15 protein-coding genes are annotated in these 18,032 nt (G+C 68.5%); 10 read left to right on the top strand and 5 right to left on the bottom strand.

What is annotated here, in order from left to right; translation table 11 throughout:
• Window positions 1-168 precede the first annotated feature (168 nt).
• The gene (locus KDL01_RS18870) at window positions 169-789 is read right to left on the bottom strand and encodes a Uma2 family endonuclease (RefSeq protein WP_212529838.1); all 621 of its coding nucleotides are present in this window, start codon (window positions 787-789) and stop codon (window positions 169-171) included.
• Between the two features lie 149 nt (window positions 790-938).
• Between KDL01_RS18870 and icmA the strand changes: the two genes are divergently transcribed.
• Window positions 939-2,603 carry a coenzyme B12-dependent isobutyryl-CoA mutase large subunit gene (gene icmA, locus KDL01_RS18865; RefSeq protein ID WP_212529837.1) on the top strand — a complete coding sequence of 555 codons (1,665 nt, stop codon included), beginning with the start codon at window positions 939-941 and terminating at the stop codon, window positions 2,601-2,603.
• 68 nt (window positions 2,604-2,671) lie between these two features.
• Here icmA and KDL01_RS18860 read toward each other — a convergent pair whose 3' ends face one another.
• The 4 genes from KDL01_RS18860 to KDL01_RS18845 all read right to left on the bottom strand — a co-directional run bounded on the left by KDL01_RS18860 (window position 2,672) and on the right by KDL01_RS18845 (window position 5,769).
• Entirely contained in the window at window positions 2,672-3,496 is an 825-nt protein-coding gene (locus tag KDL01_RS18860; protein ID WP_212529836.1) for a hypothetical protein, read from the bottom strand.
• A 96-nt stretch (window positions 3,497-3,592) separates the two neighbouring features.
• Window positions 3,593-4,018 (bottom strand): hypothetical protein, encoded by a 426-nt coding sequence (locus KDL01_RS18855; RefSeq protein WP_212529835.1) that lies wholly within the window; start codon window positions 4,016-4,018, stop codon window positions 3,593-3,595.
• Between the two features lie 13 nt (window positions 4,019-4,031).
• Window positions 4,032-4,877 carry a heavy metal-binding domain-containing protein gene (locus KDL01_RS18850; RefSeq protein ID WP_212529834.1) on the bottom strand — a complete coding sequence of 282 codons (846 nt, stop codon included), beginning with the start codon at window positions 4,875-4,877 and terminating at the stop codon, window positions 4,032-4,034.
• 1 nt (window position 4,878) lies between these two features.
• Window positions 4,879-5,769 (bottom strand): heavy metal-binding domain-containing protein, encoded by an 891-nt coding sequence (locus KDL01_RS18845; RefSeq protein WP_212529833.1) that lies wholly within the window; start codon window positions 5,767-5,769, stop codon window positions 4,879-4,881.
• Window positions 5,770-5,830: 61 nt separating this feature from the next.
• Between KDL01_RS18845 and glgX the strand changes: the two genes are divergently transcribed.
• From glgX to KDL01_RS18800, 9 genes are all read left to right on the top strand, one after another.
• Window positions 5,831-7,990 (top strand): glycogen debranching protein GlgX, encoded by a 2,160-nt coding sequence (glgX, locus tag KDL01_RS18840; protein WP_438801971.1) that lies wholly within the window; start codon window positions 5,831-5,833, stop codon window positions 7,988-7,990.
• A gap of 739 nt (window positions 7,991-8,729) precedes the next feature.
• Window positions 8,730-9,728, top strand: a complete 999-nt coding sequence (locus KDL01_RS18835) for an ABC transporter permease (protein WP_212529831.1) — start codon at window positions 8,730-8,732, stop codon at window positions 9,726-9,728.
• A 127-nt stretch (window positions 9,729-9,855) separates the two neighbouring features.
• A complete protein-coding gene (locus KDL01_RS18830) occupies window positions 9,856-11,610 on the top strand; it encodes an ABC transporter substrate-binding protein (RefSeq protein ID WP_246576641.1) in 1,755 nt (584 codons plus the stop codon).
• 186 nt (window positions 11,611-11,796) lie between these two features.
• Complete coding sequence (locus tag KDL01_RS18825) at window positions 11,797-12,792, top strand: ABC transporter permease (RefSeq protein ID WP_212529829.1); 996 nt, start codon at window positions 11,797-11,799, stop codon at window positions 12,790-12,792.
• Between the two features lie 77 nt (window positions 12,793-12,869).
• Window positions 12,870-13,967: an ABC transporter ATP-binding protein gene (locus tag KDL01_RS18820; protein ID WP_212529828.1), complete on the top strand. Its 1,098-nt coding sequence runs from the start codon at window positions 12,870-12,872 to the stop codon at window positions 13,965-13,967.
• Entirely contained in the window at window positions 13,964-15,031 is a 1,068-nt protein-coding gene (locus tag KDL01_RS18815; protein ID WP_438801970.1) for an ABC transporter ATP-binding protein, read from the top strand. The genes KDL01_RS18820 and KDL01_RS18815 overlap by 4 nt, the downstream gene beginning before the upstream one ends.
• Before the next feature lie 281 nt (window positions 15,032-15,312).
• Window positions 15,313-16,149: a class I SAM-dependent methyltransferase gene (locus KDL01_RS18810; protein ID WP_212529827.1), complete on the top strand. Its 837-nt coding sequence runs from the start codon at window positions 15,313-15,315 to the stop codon at window positions 16,147-16,149.
• Window positions 16,150-16,246: 97 nt separating this feature from the next.
• Entirely contained in the window at window positions 16,247-17,026 is a 780-nt protein-coding gene (locus KDL01_RS18805) for an electron transfer flavoprotein subunit beta/FixA family protein (protein WP_212529826.1), read from the top strand.
• A gap of 21 nt (window positions 17,027-17,047) precedes the next feature.
• Window positions 17,048-18,007: an electron transfer flavoprotein subunit alpha/FixB family protein gene (locus KDL01_RS18800; RefSeq protein ID WP_212529825.1), complete on the top strand. Its 960-nt coding sequence runs from the start codon at window positions 17,048-17,050 to the stop codon at window positions 18,005-18,007.
• Window positions 18,008-18,032 lie beyond the last annotated feature (25 nt).

Genomic DNA, 18,032 nt, shown 5'->3' with positions numbered 1-18,032 from the left:
GCCCCATCCCACCCGAGCCGAGCACCGCGCTGAGCGGGAACGCGCCGATCCTGCGCGGATCCTCCGGCTCCAGCGGCTGCGCGCCGACCGCGGCGAACGGTATGGCGTAAGCCCCCTCATCAGTCACGCCGGGAGGTTATCAAAACCCTGCGGGGAGCGGTCCCGGGATCAGTCCTCGGCCTTACCCGGCGCCGGGAACACCGCGGAATCGACCACGACCGCGTCAAAGGGCTCCGGCAGGCGGATGGACCTGCCGAACGGCAGGGTCTGCTCGCCCTGGTACCGGGTCCCGTTCGGCTCGGTATAGAGCGTGAAGGACGGACCCTCCGCACGGTGCGGATCGACCAGGAGGTACACCGGCACCAGGCCCTTGGCGTAGGCCTTGTACTTCGGACCCCACTTGCGGTCGTGGTGGGCGTTGCTCGGCGAAGTGACTTCGACCACGAGCAGGGCGTCGGCGACGGGAGAAGCGGTGGCGTCGAGATCCCGTTCGACGGACTTCCTGGCCAGTACGGCGAGGTCGGGCTGAGGGCTGTTGTACCTGTCCACGACGAACTCGGCCCGCTCGGTCACGGTGAAGTCCCTGCGGTCGCACCCGTCGTCGAGCATGTGCCGCACTTCCGTGACGATGAGCATATGGAGGTTGCGCGGCATCGGAGACACGATGATTTCTCCCCCGAGGATCTCCACCTTGCAGCGGTCGCCGAGCGCGGCGTCGACGGCAGAGCGCATCGCGGCCAGCTCGCCGTCGACCACGTCCGTCGGTCGCTCCGAAAGTGTCAATGTCATACCTCAGAGTGTGGAATCGATCACCGCTCGCGATCAACCGAACCTCGCATTTGCACTCTATCGAGTGATCATGGGGTCGTGCTGACAACTTACGCCGAGGTCGCGTGGCGCCGTCGACAGTTATTAGGACGTCCTAGTAGTTTGGACTCATGAGCAGAGAGCGGTGGCAGGCGGCGTACGAGGCCGCTCCCAAGACGGACCGGGACACCACGACCATCAGCGGCGAGCCGACCGAGCCGGTGTACGGGCCGGCGACGGACGAGCAGGCGGCGGCGGTGCCCGGCTTCGAGCGGATCGGGTGGCCGGGTCAGTTCCCCTACACCCGCGGGCTGTACCCGACCGGGTACCGCGGCCGGCCGTGGACGATCCGGCAGTTCGCCGGGTTCGGCAGCGCGGCGGACACGAACGAGCGGTTCCAGGCGATCCTGGCGGCGGGCGGCGGCGGTCTTTCGGTGGCCTTCGACATGCCGACGCTGATGGGGCGCGACTCGGACGAGCCGCGTTCGCTCGGCGAGGTCGGGCACTGCGGCGTGGCCATCGACTCGGCGGCCGACATGGACGTGCTCTTCCGCGGGATCCCGCTGGGGGAGGTGACCACCTCGATGACCATCAGCGGTCCGGCCGTGCCGGTGTTCTGCATGTACGTGGTGGCGGCGGAGCGGCAGGGCGTCGCGCCGGGCGTGCTCAACGGCACGCTGCAGACCGACATCTTCAAGGAGTACATCGCCCAGAAGGAGTGGCTCTTCCCGCCCGAGCCGCACCTGCGCCTGATCGGCGACCTGATGGAGTACTGCGCACGGGAGATCCCGGCCTACAAGCCGCTCTCGGTCTCCGGCTACCACATCCGCGAGGCCGGGGCGACGGCCGCGCAGGAGCTGGCCTACACGCTCGCGGACGGCTTCGGCTACGTCGAGCTCGGACTCTCGCGCGGGCTCGACATCGACGTGTTCGCACCCGGGCTCTCGTTCTTCTTCGACGCGCACATCGAGTTCTTCGAGGAGGTCGCCAAGTTCCGCGCGGCCCGCCGGATCTGGGCCCGCTGGCTGCGCGACGTCTACGGCGCCAAGACCGCCAAGGCACAGTGGCTGCGCTTCCACACCCAGACCGCCGGAGTGTCGCTGACCGCGCAGCAGCCGGAGAACAACATCGTGCGCACGGCCATCGAGGCGCTCGCGGCCGTGCTCGGCGGCACCAACTCGCTGCACACCAACGCCCTCGACGAGGTGCTCGCGCTGCCCTCGGCCAAGGCGGCGGAGATCGCGGTGCGCACCCAGCAGGTCATCCTGGAGGAGACCGGCGCGGCGAACGTGGCCGACCCGCTCGGCGGCTCCTGGTACATCGAGGCGCTCACCGACCGGATCGAGGCGCAGGCCGAGGAGATCTTCCAGCGCATCAAGGACCTCGGCGGCGACGGCAGCATCACCGCAGGACTGCTGCGCGGCATCGACGAGGGCTACTTCACCGCGGAGATCGCCGAGGCCTCGTTCCGCTACCAGCAGGCGGTGGAGAAGGGCGACAAGCGCATCGTGGGCGTCAACGCGCACACCGAGTCGATCGAGGAGCCGCTGGAGATCCTGCGCGTCTCGCACGAGGTCGAACTCGCCCAGAACCGCGAGCTCGCCACCCGCCGCTCCGGCCGCGACAACGCGAAGGTTCAGGCCACCCTGGCCGAGCTCGAGCGCGGCGCCCGGACCGAGGGCGTGAACCTGATCGAGCCGATGCTCGAGGCGGTGCGCGCCGAGGCCACGCTCGGCGAGATCTGCGGCGTGCTCAAGGACGTGTTCGGCACCTATACGGAGCCTGCGCGGTTCTGACGCGGCGCCAGAGGTGAACAGGGGCGGGCGGTTCCCGACAGACCGGGGACCGCCCGCCCCTCACGTCGTCAGGGCCGGCCCGGCCAGCGGCTGTAGGCGCGCAGTCGGATCAGGTCGAGGGCCGAGCACAGGAGCGCGAGTACGGCCGCTACCAGGTCGATCACGGCGCTGTACTGATAACGGCCGGGAAGGTTGCTCACGAGCACGTGCCCGAACAGCGTGCCGCCGAGGAAGACGGCGAGGAAGCCTGCTTCCAGGGCGAGCGGCACGCGCCAGTGCACCCGTCGCGTCCACGAGGGCGTGCCCTCGGGCACCGGCGGCCAGTAGGACGGGATCTGCAGCGTCCGATACAGCGGCTTCGAGCTCTGCAACGGGTGCGGGGCGACGCCGGGCAGCTTCGCCACGTAGGCACGGGCCCGCATCCAGGCCTGACTCGGCAGCACCATCGCGATGAGCAGGACGAAGTTGAAGAGATAGACGTGGTCGGCCGATTGCACCGCGTCGTTCCACTGCTCCGCGGTCGTGGTCGGCGCGACGGCCACGCTGTGCAGATGCGCGTACTCAAGGCCGAACAGCACGAGCGCGACCGCGGCGAGCACCCGCAGGACGACGCTGGCCAGTATCCAGCGCACGACCATCGGCCAGGTCATCCGGGCCATCATCCGGGCCCGGTTCTTCTGGAGCAGCTCCTGCCGCGCCTGTTGCCGGTTCGCCGTGGTGGGCGCCGGCCGCGCCGCCTTCTTCGCCGGGACCCGCTGGGCCGTCCCGGTCGCGGTCCTGGCCGCCGTGGTCTTCGCCGTCGCGGCCTTCTTCGCCGCCGGCGCGGCGACCGAGGCCGGCACCTGCCACGGATCCGGCTCGGGCTCGGGCTTGTCCGTCGGCGCAGCGCTCACGACCGCATTCCCCCCTGGATCAGAGATCGTCACTCATCGGTGAGCGCACTCTAATCCAAGGGGGGAAAGGAAGACAATCTTCGAATATGAGAGGCCTCAGCCGCCCAGATAGCGCTGGAGTGCCTCGCGGGCGCGGGCGCTGGAGGCGGCGGAGTCGGCCAGGCCCCTGGCCAGGGCGGAGATCCACTCGTCGAGGCCGACCTGCTGGCGCGAGAGCACCACCCCGCGCACCTCCTTGCAGATCTCCCCGATCGGGCGGCCGCGGTCCATCCGCAGGCCCAGGCGCAGCTCGCCGAGGGCGACGTCGAGCGAGGTGACGGTGCCCTCGCGGCCGGCCACCCGGTCGGACATGCTGCGCTTGCGCTCGACCTGTACCGCGCCCGGAGGGAGCGACTCGACCAGGCTCACCGACAGTACCTTGGCGTATACATCCAGGTCGGCGCTGTCCTGCCGCAGCGCGGCGGCGAGCAGCTCCACATCCATTCCGTCGGAGCCGTTCGTCGGCTCCAGCTCTGCACCCATGCCGACCATGCTCTCAGTTGTCGAGGGACAGCACCATGGTGGGCCGGTCGATCACGTGGTCGGCGCGCAGCGGGCGCACCGCGGTGCCGATCGCGAAGAACTCCGTGGTGTGTCCGCCCCAGGTGTGCGAGTGCTGGCGCAGCTGCACCCCGACGATGCCCTCGGCGTGCAGCGCCTCGGCCTCGGCCTGCATCCGGGCCATGGCCAGCTCGCGCGCGTCGTAGAGCGCCTGGGTGTACTGCGGGATCTCCACGTTCCGGCCGATGTTGCCGAAGACCTGGCCCATCCGCTGGTGCGCGATGTGGTAGACGCACGAGCCCATGACCATGTCCAGCGGCGCGTAGCCGGCCCGGATCAGCGTCCAGAAGTCCTGGCCGCTCAGGTCCGAGGTGAACGGCTTGCCCTTGTTGTTGCGCCAGCCGTGCGCGTGGTCGCCGTGGTCCGCGCCGTCCGCCTTCACCGCCGTGCCGATGGCGATGAACTCGGCGATGTCCGCGCCGAACTCCTTGAACTCGACCTCGAGCCGCACGCCCACGATGCCGTCCGCGCCGAGCGCGCTGGCCTCGGCCTCCATCCGGCTCATGGCCAGCTCACGGGCGTGGTACATGGCCTGCGAGAGGGTGTCGAGCTCCTGGTTCTTGGACCAGCGGCCGAGCTGGATGCCCACGTGGTAGATGGACGAGCCCAGCACCAGGCCGAGCGGGCGGAACCCGGCCTCGCGCACCAGCAGGAACTCGTTGACGGTCAGGTCTGAGGTGAAGATTCCGCCCTTGCCGGGCTGCAGGTGCGCCAGCCGGCGCATCGCGTCCTCCGGCACGCCCTCGTCGTGCAGGGCCTTCGCGGTGCTCTGATCGGACATCTCACAAACCCGTCTTCTGATAGTCGAGGCGCATGATGGTCAATGCCTTGGGGGCCGCTTCCCGAGAGGTGCGGTCGAAGCGGGCGATGCTGGTGCCGAGCAGGAAGGCCTCGGCGATGTGGTCGCGCTGGCCCTCGTAGCTCGGGCACTCGCGCTCGCCGATACGCAGGTCGACCTCGTCCACCACGACGCCGTCGCCGCCGTGCTGGCGGGCGTCCTTGAGCAGCTGGTTGCGCGCGTCGTGCCGGGCGTTGTTGATCAGCTGCGTGTACCCGGGCACCTCCTGGTTGCCGGCCCACCGGCTCAGCGACGCGCGGGTGCGGTAGTCGTCGTGCCGCGAGGCGATGGAGATGCCGAGGGCCAGCCCGGTCGGCACGTAGCCGGCCCGGATCAGCTTGGCGAAGCCCTGGCCGGTCACGTGCGAGGTGAACGGCCGGCGCGGCCGGACGTTGCCGCGGGCGCGCACCGCGGTGCCGATCGCGGTGAACTCGAGCCCGCCGGCGGCGAAGCGGCGCACCTTGAGCGAGGCGCCCACGATCCCGTCGCCGCCGAGCGCCGTGCACTCGGCCACCGCTCGGCCCAACGCGGTGCGCCGGGCCGTGTACATCGCCTGTACCAGTGCGCTGAACGGAGCCCAGGCCCGGGAGGAGACGTCGGTACTCAGGTTTTGACCCAGATAGCCGCTCCAGGCACCCGAACAGCCGTATCCACCCTGATAGCCGATTTGGAACACCGCGGTGCCGAGCACCTGTCCGACGGGGTCGAATCCGACCCCGAGAATCGCGTTGAATTCCTGTGTGCTGAGCGCGGATCCCCAGGTCGCGCTGCTGCGGATGCCGCGCATACGCTCGCGTGCGGCCTCGGGAAGCTCGCTCTCCCAGCCTGTCGCCATAGCCCCTCCGGCTCTCCTCGGTTCTGGAACGGAGGTTATCTCCCGTCGCCCAGGGTATTGCATGGGGCGTCTCCAGCGAATAAAGGGAGTGTTGATTTTCATGTCCCGCCCCTGGCCCGGCTCTTGGCGACCGCTCGGTCTGAGTTACGACGGACAGGGCGTGAACGCGGCCCTGTGGGCGGCGGGCGCCGCCGGGGTGGATCTGTGTCTGTTCGGGGAGGACGGCGCGGAGGAACGCGTCCCACTCACAGAGTCCACCTTCCACGTATGGCACGGCTATCTGCCCGGCATCGGCCCGGGTCAGCGCTACGGGTTCCGCGTACACGGACCCTGGGACCCCGGCTCGGGGCGGCGCTGGAATCCGGAGAAGCTGCTGCTCGACCCCTACGCCCGCGCCGTCGACGGCGACTTCACACTGAACGAGGCCACCTTCGGGCACCTGCCCGGGGACTCGGCGCCGTTCATGCCCAAGGGGGTGGTGGTGGACGAGAGCGTGCGCGTGGACACGGGGCCGCGCCCGCTGATCCCGTTCGCCGAGACCGTCATCTACGAGACGAACGTGCGCGGGCTGACCATGCGTCACCCGGACGTGCCGGAGGACCTGCGCGGCACGTACGCGGGCCTGGCCCATCCGGCCGTCCTGGACCACCTGATCAAGCTCGGGATCACGGCCGTCGAGCTGCTGCCGGTGCACCACTTCATCTCCGAGCCGCACCTGCTCGAACAGGGCAAGGTGAACTCCTGGGGTTACAACTCCATCGGGTACTTCGCCCCGCACGCCGGCTACAGCGCGGCGGTGCGCCGCGGGGTGCGCGGCGGGCAGGTGCGCGAGTTCCAGGAGATGGTCGCGGCACTGCACCGGGCCGGCATCGAGGTCATCCTCGACGTGGTCTACAACCACACCGCCGAGGGCAACCAGGACGGCCCGACGCTCTCGTTCCGCGGCATCGACAACGACTGCTACTACCGGCTCGCGGACGACCCGCAGTACTACCGCGACTACACCGGCTGCGGCAACACCCTGAACGTCACCCAGCCGCACGTCATCCAGCTGATCACCGACTCGCTGCGGTACTGGGCCACCGAGATGGGCGTGGACGGCTTCCGGTTCGACCTCGCCTCCGCGCTCGCCCGCTCGCTGCACGACGTGGACAAGCTCTCCGCGTTCCTGACCACGATCTCGCAGGACCCGGTGCTCCAGGGCGTGAAGCTGATCGCCGAGCCCTGGGACGTGGGCGAGGGCGGCTACCAGGTCGGCGAGTTCCCCCCGCTGTGGGCGGAGTGGAACGACAAGTTCCGCGACACCGCGCGCGACTACTGGCGCGGCGCCCGCACCGACGTGCGCGAGCTGGCCTACCGTCTGTCCGGGTCCTCCGACCTCTACCAGGACGACGGGCGCCGTCCGTACGCCTCGATCAACTTCATCACCGCGCACGACGGCTTCACCATGCGCGACCTGGTGACCTACGAGCAGAAGCACAACGAGGCGCACGGCGAGGAGAACCGGGACGGCAGCAACGACAACCGGTCCTGCAACTACGGCGTCGAGGGCGAGACGGACGACGAGAAACTCAATATCCTGCGTCGTAGCCAGATCCGCAACCTGCTGTCGATGATGCTGCTGGCCACCGGCGTGCCGATGCTGCTGTCGGGCGACGAGATGGGCCGGACCCAGCACGGCGACAACAACGCCTACTGCGTGGACGACGAGACCAGCTGGGTGGACTGGTCGCTGCTGGAGAAACCGCAGTGGCGCAGCCTGCTCGACCTCACCCGCCGGGTCATCCACCTGCGCCGACGCCACCCGGTGCTGCGCCAGCGGCTGTTCTTCAGCGGCCAGCCGGCCTACCCGGGCGGGCTGCAGGACATCGCCTGGTTCCGGCCGGACGGCAACGAGATGAACGAGGGCGACTGGTTCGAGCCGTCCACCGCGCTCGCGGTCTACCTCTCCGGCCAGGACATCCGCGGCCGCGGCCCGCACGGGGAGCGGATCACCGACGACAGCTTCCTGATGATCATGTACTCCGGCTGGGAGGATCTGGACTTCACCCTGCCCGGCGACCCGTGGGCCCGCTGGTACCAGGTGGCGGTGGACACCTCGCTGGACGGCGACCCGGGCGCGCGCGACGACGTCATGCTCGCCGGCGGCACCACCCTGGCGCTCCCGCCGCGTTCGCTGCTGTTGCTGCGCGCGGACCACGAACTGTGGAGTGCCACCTGAGTGGACAATGCGTAGTGATGCGAACACCGAGCGAAACGACCCGGGTCGTGTGAAAGGCGGCCGGCCCGGGTCTGTCACGGAGTGTGAAACGGCCGACGGCGGTTAATACCGGCGTTCGAAACTCCTGGCACCTCGTCAGACAACGAAATATTCTCGTAGCATGTGGCGCTCGACGGAAATCTTCCTGTCGCGCGCCGCTGCCTTCGTCGGCACGGGTAAGGCTTCGCAGGCCTTTCCCAGGTAGGTTTCCACCGGATCGCCGACGATGGGCGCTCGCCCGGCACCGCGCCGCGCGGCGCGCGAAGTCGCAGGTCAGGGCCTGGCAACGCGGCTCTCGACCGAATGTTGTGACGCATCCCATGTCACGTCTGTCCTCTCGTAGCGCACTGTTTGCGCGAAAATTAACGCACCCCATGTCTCGCCATTCGATACGTGCGCTAGTCTTCGTGCGGCGCGGCCTCCGGCCCCCGCGCTGGTTTGCCTGAATTGCGGCAATCCTGAGCAACTTCATGAGATTGCTCCGTTACGCCGCGTATTTCCACAAGGGACATGAAAACGGCGTGATGGCCGACTGATCACGTTTATGCAACGGACACCCGCACACCCTTCCCAAGGCGACCAGGCCTGGGTCACGCTGCTCTCCTGAGCAGAGCTCTCTTGAATTCACTGCACCAGAGGCGGTGATCCCGCCCCCGGGCGGATTCGCCGTTGCACCGACCAGAAGACAGGACACGACTCGATGACGCTGATCGAGGAGGCGGGCGTGGGTGGTATACCGCCCCAGCCCGAAGAACTCGCCGTGGCCGCCCGTCGCGAAATCGAGGGCCGGTCCCTCGGGCGCATCGCGTGGGACCGCTTGAAGCGGGACAAGGTCGCCATGGCGGGTGGGGTCCTGGTGATCCTGCTGATCCTGATGGCGATTTTCGCGCCACAACTCTCCAGCCTCGAGGGGCAGGACCCGAACTCCCTCAACGGCACGCTGATCGACCCCAACTACTCCACGCCGATCGGCGGGATGGGCGGCATCAGCGCGCACCACTGGCTGGGTGTGGACCTGCCCAACGGGCGTGACATCTTCAGCCGGATCGTCTACGGGGCGCGGTACTCGCTCGGCATCGCCGGCGTCTCCACGCTCGTGGCCATCGTCTTCGGCGTCGTGATCGGCATGATCGCCGGCTACTTCGGCGGCTGGATCGACAACGTGCTCAGCCGCCTGATGGACCTGATGCTCGCGTTCCCGGTGCTGCTGCTCTCGATCTCGATCCTGGGCGTGCTGCCGAACACCGCGTTCGGGTTGTCCGGCAACAGTCTGCGCATCGCGCTGCTGATCGTGGTCATCGGCTTCTTCTCATGGCCGTACATCGGCCGTATCGTGCGAGGCCAGACCATCGCGCTGCGCGAACGCGAGTTCGTGGACGCGGCCCGCAGCCTCGGCGCGAGCCCGTTCCGGATCATCTTCAAGGAGATCCTGCCGAACCTGCTGGCACCGATCGTGGTGTACGCGACCCTGCTGATCCCGGCCAACATCCTGTTCGAGGCGGCTCTGTCCTACCTCGGCGTGGGCATGCGCGAGCCGACCTCCAGTTGGGGCGCGATGATCAACGCGGCGATCCAGACCTTCCAGATCGACCCGGAGTTCCTCATCGTGCCGGGTATGGCGATCTTCATCACCGTCCTCGCCTTCAACCTGTTCGGCGACGGACTGCGCGACGCCTTCGATCCCAAGGCCTCGCGCTGACCACCTAGTCGTCCTGCCTTCCATGGGCCGGATCCAACGCACCACAGCAAGTACCACCTGGTCGTTCACAGAGGGGTTCAACCGAAACATGCGAAAGCGCAGATTACTCGCAATACTGGGCGGGGTGATGGCTCTGGCCACCACCGTGTCCGCGTGCGGCAGCAGTGGATCGTCCAGCGGCAGCACCAGTGCCTCCGCGAGCAGCTTCAACGCCGGTGTCACCTCGATTGTGAACCAGTCGTCGAAGACCGGCGGAACCCTGCGTTATGCCCTGACCTCGGACTGGGACTCGCCGGACCCGGGCAACACGTACTACGCCTTCTCCTGGGACTTCTCGCGCCTCTACGGCCGCAGCCTGCTCGCCTACGAGCGGGTCCCGGGCAGCACCGGCCTGAACCTGCAGGGCGACCTGGCCAAGAGCTGGAGCGTCAGCCCCGACGGTCTGACCTGGACCTTCAACCTGCAGCAGGGTGTGAAGTACCAGGACGGCCAGGAGGTCACCGCCGCTGACGTCAAGTACGCGGTCGAGCGTTCGAACTGGGGCCAGGACACCCTGAGCAACGGTCCGTCCTACTTCAAGTCGCTGGTCGTCGACAAGACGAACTACCAGGGCCCGTACAAGGACACGAACCCCAACGACGGCGTCTCGGGCATCGAGGTTGATGGCAGCTACACCATCAAGTTCCACCTGACCCAGCCGTTCGCGGACTTCGGTTACCTGGCCACCCTCCCGGACACCATGCCGGTTCCGCGGGCCAAGGACACCGGCGCCACGTACTACAAGGCGATCCAGTCGACCGGCCAGTACGAGATCGAGTCGTACACCCCGGGCAAGAACATGACGCTGGTGCCGAACCCCGAGTTCGACGCCACGACTGACCCGAACCACCAGCACACGGTGACGGCCAGCAAGATCACCGTCTCGCTGGACATGACCCAGGACCAGATCGACCAGGACCTGCTGCACGGCAGCCTGGACGGCGACCTGGACGGTACCGGCGTGGGCACCACCGCTCAGGCGGAGATCCTGTCGAACCCGACGCTCAAGAAGCAGGCGGACGACAGCTACACCGGCGCGCTGACCTACATGACCATCAACACCAAGGTCGCTCCGTTCGACCAGGTCTCCTGCCGCCAGGCTGTGGAGTACGCGGTCAACAAGGTCACCGTGCAGAACGCCCTCGGTGGTTCGGTCGGCGGTGGCGACATCGCCTCCACCGTGCTGCCCCCGTCGGTCGCCGGCTACCAGGCCTCGAACCAGTACTCGACTCCGGGTGACACCGGCAGCGTGGACAAGGCCAAGCAGCTGCTCGCCACCTGCAAGACGGCCGAGCCGAGCGCCTTCAACTCGGACGGCTCGCTGAACGTCAACCTCTCGGCCCGTTCGGACCGGCCGAAGGAGATCAACTCCGCGGTCGCGATCCAGGCGGCGCTGGCCAAGGTCGGCATCAACGTCACCATCGACAAGTTCACCTCGGACAAGTACTTCGGTTCCTTCGCCGGTAACCCGACCTACACCGAGGACAACAAGATCGGTCTGTCGATGATGAAGTGGGGTGCGGACTGGCAGGACGGCTACGGCTTCATGGACCAGGTCGTCACCTCGGCCGGTATCCACGCCGGCGGCGGTAGCACCAACCTCGGCCTGTACGACGACCCGGCCGTGGACGCCCTGTTCACCAAGGCGCTGGCGACCACCGACGCCACCGCGCGTACCGCCATCTGGACCCAGATCGACCAGAAGGTCATGTCCGACGCCGCCATCGTGCCGCTGGTCTACAACAAGGCTCTGGTGTTCCACCCGACCCAGGTGACCAACTGGTACGAGGAGACCGCGTTCGGCATGCCGGACTTCTCGATCCTCGGTACCACGAACAACTAAGTGAGGCCGAGCGTCTGACGCTCACGCCACACGGCAGGTAAAGAACCGCGGTTGGGGGCCGTTACGACGGCTCCCAACCGCGGTGCCCCGCTCCAACTACGTACGACGTTTCCTCCCCACGAAGGCAGGTGAAGGCATGGTCCCGATCACCGCATCCGGCAGCTCGGGCCCGCGGCCGATAGTCCCATGCTGACCTTTATAGTCCGGCGACTGATCGCCGCAGTCGGCCTGCTGCTCGTGGTCGCCCTGATCACGTACTGCATCTTCTACGAGCTTCCCCAGTGGGCCGGGATGACCGTGGACAACCTGGCATCCGAGTTCGTGGGCAAGTCGCAGAACCAGGACGCGCTCAACGGCGTGATCGACCGGTTCCACTTCAACCAGCCCTTCTTCGTGCAGTACTACGACTACGTGAAGGCGATCCTCGTCGGCGACACGTACTCGGACGGCACGCAGCTGATCCACTGCAACGCCCCCTGCTTCGGCTACTCGTTCCGCAACAGCGAGCAGGTGTGGCCGACGCTGCTCGACCGCTTCCCCGTGACCTTCTCCCTCGCCATCGGCGCGGCCGTGCTGTGGCTGATCTTCGGTCTCGCGATCGGCGTGATCTCGGCCGTGCGCAAGGGCTCGATCCTCGACCGCTCCGTGATGATCGTCGCGCTGCTCGGTGTGGCCCTGCCGGTCTACTTCGTCGGCCCGCTGATCTGGATGCTCGACGGCTTCCCCGCCGTGAGCTACTCCTCCTTCCTGAGCAACCCGCTCTCCTGGGCGCAGGCGCTGTGGATCCCGTGGGTCGCCCTCGCGTTCGGATACGCGGCGATCTACGCCCGGATGACCCGCGCCGGCATGCTCGACGCGCTCGGCGAGGACTTCGTGCGTACCGCCCGGGCCAAGGGCCTGAGCAACACCCGGGTGATCCTGCGGCACGGCCTGCGGGCGGCGATCATGCCGATCGTGACCATGTTCGGCATGGACGTCGGCGCGCTGCTCGGCGGCGCCGTCCTGGTCGAGTCGGTCTTCTCGCTGCCCGGCATCGGCTACCTGGCGATCAATTCGCTGGGACAGAGCGACCTGCCGATGATCATGGGCGTGACGCTGATGGCGGCGTTCTTCGTCATCATCGCCAACCTCGTCGTCGACGTCCTCTACGCGAGCCTCGACCCCCGGGTGCGGATGTCATGAGCGCACGCCACGGCGGAAACTCCGCCGACGAGTCCCGTCAACCCGACTCTGGTCCCGCACCACGGGGAGCACACAGCATGTCCACTATCAGCAGTCCCTTCGAGGTCGGCGACGCCCGTCCGTCCGGCTCCCGGCCCTTCCTCGACGTGAACGACCTCCACGTGCACTTCAGCACGGAGGACGGCCTGGTCAAGTCGGTCGACGGCATCTCGTTCCAGCTCGAGCGGGGGCAGACCCTCGGCATCGTCGGCGAGTCCGGCTCCGGCAAGTCCGTCACCTCGCTCTCGCTGCTCGGCCTGCACAAGAAGGCCGACCGCAAGGGCCGCGGCGGCGCCCGGATGACCGGCGAGATCTGGCTCGACGGCGAGGAGCTGGTCTCCGCCGACGAGGCCAAGCTCAGGGCCCTGCGCGGCAACAAGATGGCGATGATCTTCCAGGATCCGCTCTCCGCGATGCACCCGTTCTACACGGTGGGCGACCAGCTGATCGAGGCCTACCGGGTGCACCACAAGGTGTCCAAGTCCGAGGGGCGCAAGCGGGCCATCGAGATGCTCGACCGGGTCGGCATCCCGCAGCCGAACTCGCGGGTGGACGACTACCCGCACCAGTTCTCCGGCGGTATGCGCCAGCGCGCGATGATCGCCATGTCGCTCATGTGCGACCCGCAGCTGCTGATCGCGGACGAGCCGACCACGGCGCTCGACGTGACGGTGCAGGCGCAGATCCTGGACCTGATGCGCGACCTGCAGCGCGAGTTCAACTCGGCGCTGATCATCATCACCCACGACCTGGGTGTGGTGGCGGAGCTCGCCGACGACATCATGGTCATGTACGGTGGCAAGGCGGTCGAATACGGACCTGCCAAGACCGTCTTCACGGCGCCGGAGCACCCCTACACCTGGGGCCTGCTGACCTCGATGCCGCGTCTTGACCGGCCGGTGCAGGACCGTCTCGCACCCATCCCCGGCAACCCGCCGTCGATGATCAACGTGCCTTCGGGCTGCGCGTTCAACCCGCGGTGCGGCTTCGTCGCGCAGAACGGCGGCCGGTGCTCGGGTGAGGTGCCGGAACTGTTGCAGACCACGTCGTCGGGTCGGCGCCACCTGGTGCGCTGCCACCTGCCGGTAGACGTCCGGCAGCGGACGTTCAACGAAGAGATCAGGACGCTTCTGTGAGCACGGACAACTACTCCTCCGCGACAGTCGCCGACGCCGGGCGGGCCGCGTCCGGTGCCGCATCCGAGCCGCTGCTGAGCGCCACCGGCGTGCAGATGCACTTCCCGATCCGTCGCGGCCTGCTGCGTCGTACCGTCGGCGCCGTGCGCGCGGTGGACGGCGTGGACTTCGAGGTGCGCCCGGGTGAGACGCTGGGCCTGGTCGGCGAGTCCGGCTGCGGCAAGTCCACCACCGGCCGGCTGCTCACCCGCCTGCTCGAGCCCACCGGCGGCACGGTGAAGTTCGAGGGCCGGGACATCACGCACATGAAGCCGGGCGAGCTGCGTCCGCTGCGCCGGGACATCCAGATGGTGTTCCAGGACCCGCAGTCCTCGCTCAACCCGCGCCACACCATCGGCTCGATCGTCGGTGCCCCGTTCGAGATCCAGGGCATCAAGTCGCCGAACGGCACCAAGCGCGCCGTGCAGGACCTGCTCGCGCTGGTGGGCCTCTCGCCCGAGCACTACAACCGCTACCCGCACGAGTTCTCCGGCGGTCAGCGCCAGCGCATCGGCATCGCCCGCGCACTGGCCCTGAAGCCGAAGCTGGTCGTGGCGGACGAGCCGGTCTCCGCGCTCGACGTCTCGATCCAGGCACAGGTGGTGAACCTGTTCGAGGACCTGCAGGCGGAGCTCGGCCTGGCCTACGTGTTCATCGCGCACGACCTGTCCGTGGTCCGGCACATCTCGGACCGGGTCGCGGTCATGTACCTGGGCAAGATCGTGGAGATCGCCAACCGGGACGACCTGTACTCCTCGGCCCGCCACCCCTACACCCAGGCCCTGCTCTCGGCCGTGCCGATCCCGGACCCGGACCGCAAGGGCGAGGAGGCCAAGCGCGAGCGCATCCTGCTGACCGGCGACGTCCCGTCCCCGATCAACCCGCCGTCGGGCTGCCGCTTCCGCACCCGCTGCTGGAAGGCGCAGGAGATCTGCTCCACCCAGGAGCCGCCGCTGGTGCAGCTGACCAGCGGTCCGCGCCCGACCGGTGCCGACCACAAGGTGGCCTGCCACTTCCCGGACTAGGCGCCGCGTCCGGACTAGCGTTCCGCAGTCCGACACCGCCGACCAGGCTGACGCCGAGGGTGGCCGGATCCCGTTGCATATGACGGGATCCGGCCACCCTCGGCGTTTCGCGTCGCGCGGCGAATAAGCTCACTGCCACGTATGTCCCGTCGCCGGGTTCGACGGTACGTATTCGATCAACGCGGCCGGCACGCCCGGGTCGGTCTGCGCGTCTCGAAATGTGCCGAGCCGTAATGGAAATCGAGGCGCGAGCGCGACATCCGGCGCGTAGCTTCGTCATCGTGGTGGAGACTTCATACCTTGATCAAAGCTACAAGTCCTACGCCGATATGGAAGACGAGTTCCAACTCGACCTCGACGGCAGCCTCGACCCGCGCGGGCCGGGCGTGCTCTACGGGCTGGTCGACGAACTGAATCTGTCCGCCGGTGCGCTCGCGCTGGACGTGGGCTGCGGTGAGGGCGGCCACGCGATCGAGCTCGCCCGGCGCTTCGCCCTGCGGGTGCGCGGCTTCGAGCCGGTCGCCCGGCATCTGCGGATCGCCCGGACCCGGCTGGCCGCGGAGGTCATCGCGGCGCGGCTGCCGGGACTCGCCGACGCGGTCAGCTTCGAGCCCGGCACCATCGAGGAGCTGCCGGTGGACTCCGGCGTGGTGGATCTGGTCTGGTGCCGCGACGTGCTCGGACACGTGGAGGACCTGGCCGGCGCCTACGCCGAGATCGCCCGCGTGCTCACGCCGGGCGGCAGCGCCGTGGTCTACCAGATGTACGCCACCGACCGGCTGGAACCGGCCGAGGGCGCCTGGCTGTTCGACACGCTCGGATGCGTTGCGCGCAACATGCGTCCGGAGCACACCGAGGCCGCGATCGAGGCGGCCGGGCTGCGCGTGCAGCGGCGCCTCGAGCTCGGTTCCGAGTGGGGCGAATACGCGCACGAGCACGCCGGGGACGGCGCCCGGCGCCTGGTGCACGCCGCCCGCCTGCTGCGCGATCCGGACCGGTACGTGCACCGGTTCGGCCGGGAGAACTACGACTACGCGCTGGGCGACTGCCTGTGGCACGTCTATCGGATGATCGGAAAGCTGGCGGGCCGGGCCTACCTGCTCCGCCGGCCGGTGTGACCCAGGACACATTACTGAACGGTAGTTTTGTCGGTGGCAGCCCTTACGATGGCAGGAGAAGAGTTGGGCCGTTAGCACCGTACGGAGGCTCCCGAGCATGAAAATCGTCGTCCTGGTGAAGCAGGTGCCGGACACGGCCGCGGACAAGCGGCTGGACCCGGACACCCTGGCCGTGGACCGCGGCGCGGTCGACGGCCTGATCAACGAGATGGACGAGTTCGCCATCGAAGAGGCCCTGCAGCTGGTCGAGAAGCACGGCGGCGAGGTCACGGTGGTGTCGATGGGTCCCGAGGACGCCAACGACGCCTACAAGAAGGCGCTGCAGATGGGCGCCGACAAGGCCGTGTTCCTGACCGACCCGGCCCTGGCCGGCTCCGATGCGCTCGCCACCTCGCTCGCCCTGGCGAAGGTGCTCGGGACCCTCGAGTACGACCTGGTCATCCTCGGCTCCGAGGCCTCGGACGCGCGCACCTCGCTGGTGCCCGCGCTGCTCGCCGAGCGCCTCGGCCTGCCGCAGCTCTCCTTCGCCTCGAAGGTGGAGATCGAGGGCGCGGCCATCAAGATCAACCGGCTCACCGACTACGGCCACGACGTGGTCGAGGCCGCCCTGCCGGCCGTGGTCTCCGTGGTGGAGAAGATCAACGAGCCGCGCTACCCCTCGTTCAAGGGCATCATGGCCGCCAAGAAGAAGCCGGTCGACACGCTCGACGCGGCCGGGGTCGGCATCGACGCGGCCGAGGTCGGCTGGGCCGGCTCGCGCACCAAGGTGCTCGACGCGACCGTCGCCCCGCCGCGCGCGAAGGGCACCATCGTCTCCGACGAGGGCAACGGCGGCGTCGAGCTCGTCGAGTTCCTCGCCTCCAAGAAGTTCGTCTAGGCCGAGAAGGGTATTCATCACATGTCTGAGATCCTCGTCCTGGTCGAGCACACCGACGGCGACGTCAAGAAGGTCACGCTCGAGCTGCTGACCAAGGCCCGCGCGCTCGGCGCGCCCTCCGCGGTGTTCATCGGCTCCGGCTTCGAGAAGGCCAAGGACAAGCTGGCCGAGTACGGCGCCGCCAAGGTCTACGTCGCCGAGTCGGCCGAGCTGACCGGATACGTCGTGGCCCCCAAGGCCGAACTGCTGGCCAAGCTGGTCACCGACCACGAGCCCGCCGCCGTCCTGGTGGCCGCGACCGCCGAGGGCAAGGAGGTGGCCGGCCGGCTCGCCGTCAAGACCAGCTCCGGCGTGCTCACCGACGCGGTGGACCTGAACCTGGTCGACGGGGCCTTCGTCGCCGAGCAGTCCATCTTCGGCGGCTCCTCGATCGTGCACTCGGCCGTGACCGCGGGCACCCCGATCATCGCCATGCGCCCCAACGCCACCCCGCCCGCGCCCGAGGCCGCCGCGGCCGAGCGGGTGGACGTGGAGGTCACCTTGACCGAAGCGGCCAAGCTGGCCCGGGTCGTGGAGAAGGTCGTCGTGCCCAAGGGCGACCGGCCGGAGCTGACCGAGGCCGCGATCGTGGTCTCCGGCGGCCGCGGCGTCGGCTCGGCCGAGAAGTTCTCCGTCATCGAGGCCCTCGCCGACCAGCTCGGCGCGGCCGTCGGCGCCTCCCGCGCGGCGGTGGACTCCGGCTGGTACCCGCACCAGTCGCAGGTCGGCCAGACCGGCAAGACCGTCTCCCCGCAGCTCTACGTCGCCTGCGGCATCTCCGGCGCCATCCAGCACCGGGCCGGCATGCAGACCTCGAAGACGATCGTCGCGGTGAACAAGGACGCTGAGGCCCCGATCTTCGAGCTCGTCGACTACGGCGTGGTCGGCGACCTGTTCGCGGTGGTCCCGCAGGCCACCGAGGAGATCGCCAAGCGCAAGTAGCGCCCGGCGCGCCCGCGCGCCCCTT

This window comes from Actinospica durhamensis (assembly GCF_018139695.1).
Classification (GTDB): Bacteria; Actinomycetota; Actinomycetes; order Streptomycetales; family Catenulisporaceae; genus Actinospica; species Actinospica durhamensis.
Note: the sequence above shows the minus strand (reverse complement) of the source record. Positions and strands in the feature narration are given on the sequence as shown.